Source organism: Streptomyces sp. MK37H (assembly GCF_018035285.1).
Classification (GTDB): Bacteria; Actinomycetota; Actinomycetes; order Streptomycetales; family Streptomycetaceae; genus Streptomyces; species Streptomyces endocoffeicus.
The window spans coordinates 1-7,207 of sequence record NZ_JAAAYH010000443.1; the positions used below are offsets into that span (position 1 = coordinate 1).

Here is a 7,207-nt window from a genome sequence, read left to right on the forward strand (position 1 = left end):
CGGCCGATCGGCAGGGAGGCCGTGGCCGCGGGCGACGGGGCGTTGAGCACATGGACGATCCGGGGTGACTGCGAGATCAGGAAGTCGTCCACCAGCGTGCCGTCCGGCAGCACCGCCTGTGCGCGCACGCCCGCCGGGGCCGCTATCAGGTCGTCGGCCGTCACATCCGGGAGCAGGCGGCGCACGGCGTCGGTGAAGGCGCGCTTGGACAGGGAACGCCGCAGCTCACCCGCCCCGTACCGCCAGTGGCGGCGGGCGATCCGCCAGGAGCCCGGATACGCCAGCGTGCCGGCCAGCTCCTGCGGGCGCACCGTACGCCAGGCGTACCCCTCGCGGGCGAGGGCCGGCACCGCGTTGGGCCCGATATGCACGCCGCCGTCGATGCCGCGGGTCAGATGGACGCCGAGGAACGGGAACGCCGGGTCGGGCACCGGGTACACCAGACCGTTCACCAGCGAGGCGCGGGAGGGCACCAGCTCGTAGTACTCACCGCGGAAGGGCACGATCCGCATGCCTGGGTCGTCGCCCGCCAGCCGGGCGACGCGGTCGCAGTGCAGCCCCGCGCAGTTGACCAGGGCCCGCGCGCGCAGCACCGTGCCGTCCGCCGTGCGCACCGCGACCGCGGACGGGCGCCGGCCGATGGTGCGCACCTGCGCCCCGTACCGCACCGAGGCGCCCGCGTCCTGGGCCAGCCTGGCCAGCCGGGCCGCCACCGCGCCGAAGTCGCAGACGCCCGTCGTGCCCACATGGATCGCGGCGAGGCCGCGCACCCATGGTTCGTACTCCGCGATCTGGGCGGGGCCCAGCTCGCGCACCGGAATGCCGTTCTCCCTGCCGCGCTGGACGAGGCCGTGGAGCCTCGGCAGCTCGGAGCGCTCCGTGGCGACGATGAGCTTGCCGGTGACCTCGTGCGGGATGCCGTGCTCGGCGCAGAACTTCACCATCTCGGCGGCGCCGCGCACCGCGAACCGCGCCTTGAGCGACCCCGGCCGGTAGTAGATACCGCTGTGGATCACGCCGCTGTTCCGCCCGGTCTGGTGGCGGGCCGGGCCCGCCTCCTTCTCGAGCACGGTCACGCGGGTGCCGGGCGCGGCGCGCGTGATCGCATACGCCGTCGACATGCCGACGATCCCGCCCCCGATCACCAGCACGTCGCAGTCCAACGCCGTCACGCCATGTCACCTCCCCACGCGCCACACCGTCCAGTCGCCCGACCGTCGATCCCTATCATGACCTGCGCCACTGACAACGGCCCGAAACCCATGTGAGGACTAGGGTCCGGGCTAGGTCCACCGGTCATATGGATCGATTCATGCCGAGTCGCTCATTTCCGGCGGCTCGCCTCTGAGTCGCCTATTCCGGGCAGCTCTCGCCTCGCCGTTCATCCCGGGCCGTTCACCACTCATCGCGGTCGCTCGCATCCGACCCCATGCCGTTCGCATCCGCCCCCGCGCTGCCCCCGCGCTGCCCCCGCGGCGCCCTCGCGCCGCTCACGCCGGTGCCACCAGCAGCGGCCGGGCCTGCTCGCGCAGCTCGGCGACGCGCGGCTCGTCGCGGTACGCCTCGAGGCGCCGCATCAGGTCGCGTACGTACTCCGTGGTGCGCGCGGAGGAGATCCGGTTGGCGACCTCCACGGCACGGGCGCCCGCCGCACAGGCCGCGTCCAGATTGCCGGACTCCAGTTCGGCGACTGCGGACACCACGAGCCGCAGCCCGTGCGACCGTACGAACTCCTCCGTCGGCCGGGCCAGCGCCTGCTCGGTGAAGCGCCGCACCTGACGCGGCAGCCGGAGATCGCGATAGCACTCGGCGGCGTCGGCCGCGAACCGCTCATGGCTGTAGAAGTCGAGCCAGGACGGATCGGGGTCGCCCGCCCGCGAGCGCTCCAGCCAGCCCTCGGAGGACTTCAGGGCCGCCCCGCAGGCGGGCCCGTCCCCGGACTTGGCCTGGGCGCGCGCCTCCACGAGCCGGAAGAAGCTCATGGTGCGGGCGGTGGCCAGGCCGCGGTTGCGCTCCAGGGCGGCCTGGGCCAGGTCCACGCCCTCGTCGGCGAAGCCCCGGTAGGTGGCCTGGAGGCTCATCGACGCCAGCACATAGCCGCCCAGGGGGACGTCGGCCGCGGCGCGGGCGAGGCGCAGCGCCTGGATGTAGTACCGCTGCGCGGCCTCCTGCTGGCCGGTGTCGAAGGCCATCCACCCGGCGAGCCGGGTCAGTTCGGCGGTGGCGCCGAAGAGGGAGCGGCCGACCTCGTCGCTGTACGAGCCGAGCAGCAGGGGCGCCGCGTCCACCCGGAGGCACTCGGGAACCATGGAGGAACGCCAGTCGCCGCCGCCGTACTTGGAGTCCCAGCGGCGCGCGTCCTCGGCGGCCTCGCGCAGCTTGGTGACGTCACTGTGGCCGACGCGCTGCGGCGGTATGGCGTCCGGCGCCGCCGCGCCCGAGGTGCTCGCGGCGGTGGTCCCGTCCTCGGCGTCCTTGGGTTCGCGGGCCACCGAACTGTCGGCGGGGGATATGAGCCAGCGCGAGGCCGGGGTGGCGTACGCGCTTACTGAGAAAGATCCGGCCAGGCTCTGCCAGATGCCTACGCCGCCGCGCCGACCCGCGAGATCCAGCCGGTAGAGCTCGGTCGCGGAGCGGACGGCCTGGCCGATGTCGCGCGGGAAGGCAAGCCCGACCTCGGGGGCCGGATCGGCATCGGCCAGGCCGATTTCATGCAGGGGGACGGGGCGGCCGAGTTTGCTCCCGATCGCAGCCGCAATGAGGTGTGGCGCGGCGCCTTGGGGCACCATGCCCTTGGACACCCAGCGCGCGACGGACGTCTTGTCGTAGCGAAGCGTGAGGCCGCGCTGGGCGCCGAGGTCGTTGACTCTGCGCGCGAGCCCGGCATTGCTGATCCCAGCGAGGGCGAGAACGGTGCCGAGCTTTTCGTTCGGCCCGCGTGGCTCCCTGGACATGCGCACCCCTCGACAGCACCGACGGCCGCCCCGGCATGAGCGCGGGACATTCGTAAACCCAGCGTAGTTCGCCGCATCCCGACCGTTAAGAGGTGGTGTCCCGGATGGCGAGATTCTTGTACGAACGGGCGTGCGGGGCGTGACGTGTGCTCCCGGTGTGTGTGGCTGTGCGCCCGTGTGTGCGCTCTGTCTCCGTCGCGGCGGGGACGTTTCGATGGGTCCTGCGTGGGTCGGCCCGCTGTACTGGATCCAGTGGGCTGGGGGACGCCGCCGCCTCATTCCCCGCGGGCGGCGGAACGGTCCGGGAGGCGAATGCCGCCTCCCGGACTGTCGTGTCGGGAGGCGCGAGAGGCGGAAGTCGAGTCCTTACAGGTCGTCCGCAAGACCAACGAGAGCGCCACGGCAATTTGGCTGAATATCGCCCCTCACGGCCGGGCTCCCGCGTCGGGCCGGGGAGGGGGAGGCCCGACGCGGGAAGCCCTCTTCCGCGTAGACCGCGCCCGGATTCGGCACGGATTCCGCCCAGTTCTCCCCCGGAGCGGTGAGCCACGTAGCACATGCCGCGGATGCCCCCGCACGCGGTGGTCGGCGCGGCGCGGAGCGGTAAGGCCCCCGTGTGGTCTGCGGGTTGGCGCGAGCGCCAACCGTCGATCGGTGCCCTTTCCGTGCGCCCCTTCGTGCGCCTCTTGTGCGCCGCTCCGCACACTCATCAATGCCCTTGCGCTCTTGCGCGCCCCAATCGTGGCAGCATGGGCCACGGCGGAACGGCGGGTCGCTACCGGCGGTGGTTCCCTCGGTGGGCTCCTTACGGATGCCTTCGTGAGAGGCGCCACCCCCTGGGATCAACTCTGCGATTCCTGCGGGCATCTGTGGTCACAGGACATCCAGGAGATCCATGTTGTTGTCCGGTTCGATGCCGAAACCGTCAACATGCTGTGCATGATGGCACCTACTTCTTGGTTGCCCTGGATGCCCACAGCCTGTGGAGGCGGCGATGCGGTGGTTGGTGGGGTGGAGCAGTACCGCATCCGGCCCGGTCTCCTCGGAGGGTCGTGCGATCCAGCCGGTCGGCGCCCAACTCCTGTGGTCCGACCCCGATCCGCTGTGGGCGGTCGGCGACTGGCGGCCCGATGAGGTACGCGTCGTCCAGACCGACCCCTTCACCCGCCTCGCCGTCTTCGGCTGCTGCGGCGCCTCCGACGAGGAGCTGCGGGTGGGCCTGTTCGCCGCCCGCGGCGGCGCCCTGCGCCATCTGACCGCCTGGCCCGGCAGCTACACCGCCGTCGCCCAGGTCGGCCGCCGCGTCACTATCGTCGGCGATCTCGCGGGCGCCCGGCCCGTCTTCCACACCGACTGGGCCGGCGGTACCGCCTACGCCACCGCCGCGCTCCCGCTCGCCGACCTCATCGAGGCCCAGCTCGACGTCGGTCACCTCGGTGCGCTGCTCGCCTGCCCCGACTCGCCGGAGGCCATGGGCGACGGCACGCCCTATATGGGCGTCAGACGCGTCCCGCCGGGCCATGCGCTGATCCTGCGCGACGGCGCCCGCGACATCACCGGCTACGAGCCCACCGCGTCCCTCGCCGTCGCCGCGCCCCCGCTCGACCAGGACAAGGCCGTGGACGCGGTCCGGGACGCCCTTGTGGAGGCCGTACGGGCCCGGCTCACCGCCCCGCGCCACGCCCCCGAGACCGACGACCTCGACCCCGGCCCGGTGCCCGGCATGGGGCCCGCCGAGCGGCGGGCGGCCCGCGGCGCCCCGGCCCCCGGCATCGGCGCCGATCTGTCCGGAGGCAGCGCCTCCGCCACGCTCGCCCTGCTCGCCGCCGGTCTCCCCGGGATGCCCGGCACCCTCTTCGGGCACGGCACCGAGGCGGGCGAGCGGCTTCTGGCCGTCACCTTCAACGACCTCGCCACGGCGGGCGGCGCCCGCACCCGCGAGGCCGAACTCGAACGGGCCGGAGCCATCGCCGCCAACCCGCGGCTGCACCATGTGGTCGTCGCCGCGGGCGAGGACGCCCTGCCGTACGCGGGCCTCGACACCGGCGCCCTTACCGACGAGCCCGGCCCGTCCCTCGTCATCGCCGAACGCCACCGGCGCCGGCTCGCCGCGGGCAGCGCCGACCACTTCATCGGGCACGGCGCCCGCCAGGTGCTCGACGCCCACCCCGCGCGCCTCGCGGACCTGCTGCTCGACCGCCGCAGACGCCACCTGCTGCGCCCCGCGACGGCGCTCGCCAAGGCCGACGGCCCCTCCGCGCAGTCCTTCTTCGTGCCCTTCACGGTCTACCGGGCCGCGCGACGGCTGGCCCGCACCTCCTACCGCGACGGCGTCCAGGAGGCCGCCGCGCGCCTTATGGAGCGTCACTTCATCGACGAGCAGGCGCTACGCGGCCCCGGCGCCGTATCCGCCTCCCTGGCCGCCCTGACGTGGTGCCGCCCCGGGCCCGCCGCCCGCTGGCTCACCGGCGAGACGCTCGCCGAGGTGTCCGTCCGGCTCGAGGAGGCGGCCGTGCGCCCCGTGCTGCTGCGCCGCCCCGGGGAGCGCCGCGCCGACGCCGCCCTGGCCCGCTACGCGGCGGACCACCGTGTCTTCGAGCAGGCCGCCGAGATCCGCAGCCAGCGCCTGCACGCGCCCTTCCTCGACAACCAGGTCGTACGGGCCTGCCGCGCGCTTCCCGAAGCGCTTCGGGTGCAACCGGGGGCGCGCGCCGCGGTGCTGCGGTCGGTCCTCGCCGGTGCGGGCATCCGGGAGCTTCCCCCCGGCTGGGGAGCCACCTCCCACGCCGCCCACACCGCCGCCGTACGGACCGGCATGCGCACCTGGACGGGCGAGCTGATGACCCTCTTCGACGCGCCGCTGCTGGCCGACGCGGGCCTGATCGAGGCCCGTGTCGTCCGTAAGGCGCTGCGTGCCGCGGCACAGGGAGAGCGGCTGCCCCTGGACGGCCTGGCCGAGCTCGTCTCCACCGAAGTCTGGCTGCGGCGCCTGCTGGCCCGCCGCGGCACCTGCTGGACGGGCACCGCGGCGCCACGCCAGCGGGCCGTGGCGGGCGGAGTGGTGCCGCGGCCGAGCCTGTGACGGCTTCCGCACCGAGGCGGCACGAGGCCGCCTTGTGACATCTCGCCCCGGGGGAGTCCTACGGGACATCGCCCCTGACGACCAGGGAGCCGGGGTGCTCGCCCCTCGCGCTCAGGGAGCCGGGGTGCTTGCCGCGCGCCGGAACTCGGCGTTCTTACGAGGAACGAGAAGTCGGCGTTCCTACGGGGGACGAGAAGCCGGTGTCCTTACGGCGGACGAAAACGAATGCACCCCTCCGCCGCCGCTCCGCACCATCTCCCCAGCGGCAATCCGCGACCTAGGAGAATGGCCCCTGTGCGGTATCTGATCCTCGGCACCACCGAAGCGCGCGACGACCACGGCGACCCGCTCTCCCTCGGCGGCCCCCGGATCCGCGCGCTGCTCGCCGCGCTCGCCGTAAGGGCCGCACGCACCGTCCCTGCCTCCGTCGACGCCCTGATCGACGAGGTGTGGGCCGACGACCCTCCGCATGACGCGCCCGCCGCGCTCCAGGCGCTCGTCGGCCGGTTGCGCCGGGCCATCGGCAGGGACGCCGTCGTCTCCTCACCCGGCGGCTACCGCCTCGCGACCGCCGCTCCCCACGACGACGTCGATCTGCTGCGCTTCGAGCGGCTGACGAACGAGGGCATACGCGCCCTGGAGGCCGACGACCCCGAGACGGCCGCCGCCACCCTCCGTAAGGCGCTCGCCCTGTGGCGCGGCCCGGCCCTCGCCGACCTGCCGGACCGGGACGCGGCCGCCGCCCGCCCCGAGGCGCTCCGGCTGACCGCGCTGCACCGCCGGATCGACGCCGACCTCGCGCTCGACCGCCCTACGGACGTCATACCGGAGCTGCGCGAGCTCGTCGCGGACCATCCGCTCGACGAAACGTTCCACGCCCAGCTGATCCGAGCACTGCGGGCGGCCGGTCACTCCGCCGACGCCCTCGCGGCGTACGAGGACGTCCGCAGGATCCTCGCCGACCGCCTCGGCACCGACCCGGGAACGGAGCTGAAGGAGCTCCACAGACGGCTGCTGACGACGGACGCCGAAGCCCTCCAAGAGCCGCGCGGCGGGGGGCCCACCGCGCAGGCCGCTCCGCCGAGGGCCGACGGCCATGAGGGGAGCGGGGGCGGAACCCGGGCGGACGGTACGGCGATCGACGGCCGCAGGGCGGCCAGGAGCGCGGTCG

The 7,207-nt window shown here is 74.0% G+C and carries 4 protein-coding genes; 2 read left to right on the forward strand and 2 right to left on the reverse strand.

From position 1 onward, the window contains the following. Both lhgO and GWI24_RS37205 read right to left on the reverse strand, forming a co-directional pair. Positions 1 to 1,172 (reverse strand): L-2-hydroxyglutarate oxidase (gene lhgO, locus GWI24_RS37200; protein WP_210950462.1); only part of this gene is annotated, 1,172 nt, incomplete at its 3' end. Between the two features lie 318 nt (positions 1,173 to 1,490). After that, a complete protein-coding gene (locus tag GWI24_RS37205; protein ID WP_086885785.1) occupies positions 1,491 to 2,954 on the reverse strand; it encodes an MFS transporter in 1,464 nt (487 codons plus the stop codon). 994 nt (positions 2,955 to 3,948) lie between these two features. On the opposite strand from GWI24_RS37205, the gene GWI24_RS37210 reads away from it, so the two are divergent. After that, complete coding sequence (locus GWI24_RS37210) at positions 3,949 to 6,036, forward strand: asparagine synthase-related protein (RefSeq protein ID WP_210950463.1); 2,088 nt, start codon at positions 3,949 to 3,951, stop codon at positions 6,034 to 6,036. A 294-nt stretch (positions 6,037 to 6,330) separates the two neighbouring features. Continuing rightward, a partial coding sequence (locus GWI24_RS37215) for an AfsR/SARP family transcriptional regulator (protein WP_210950464.1) occupies positions 6,331 to 7,207 on the forward strand: 877 nt, incomplete at its 3' end.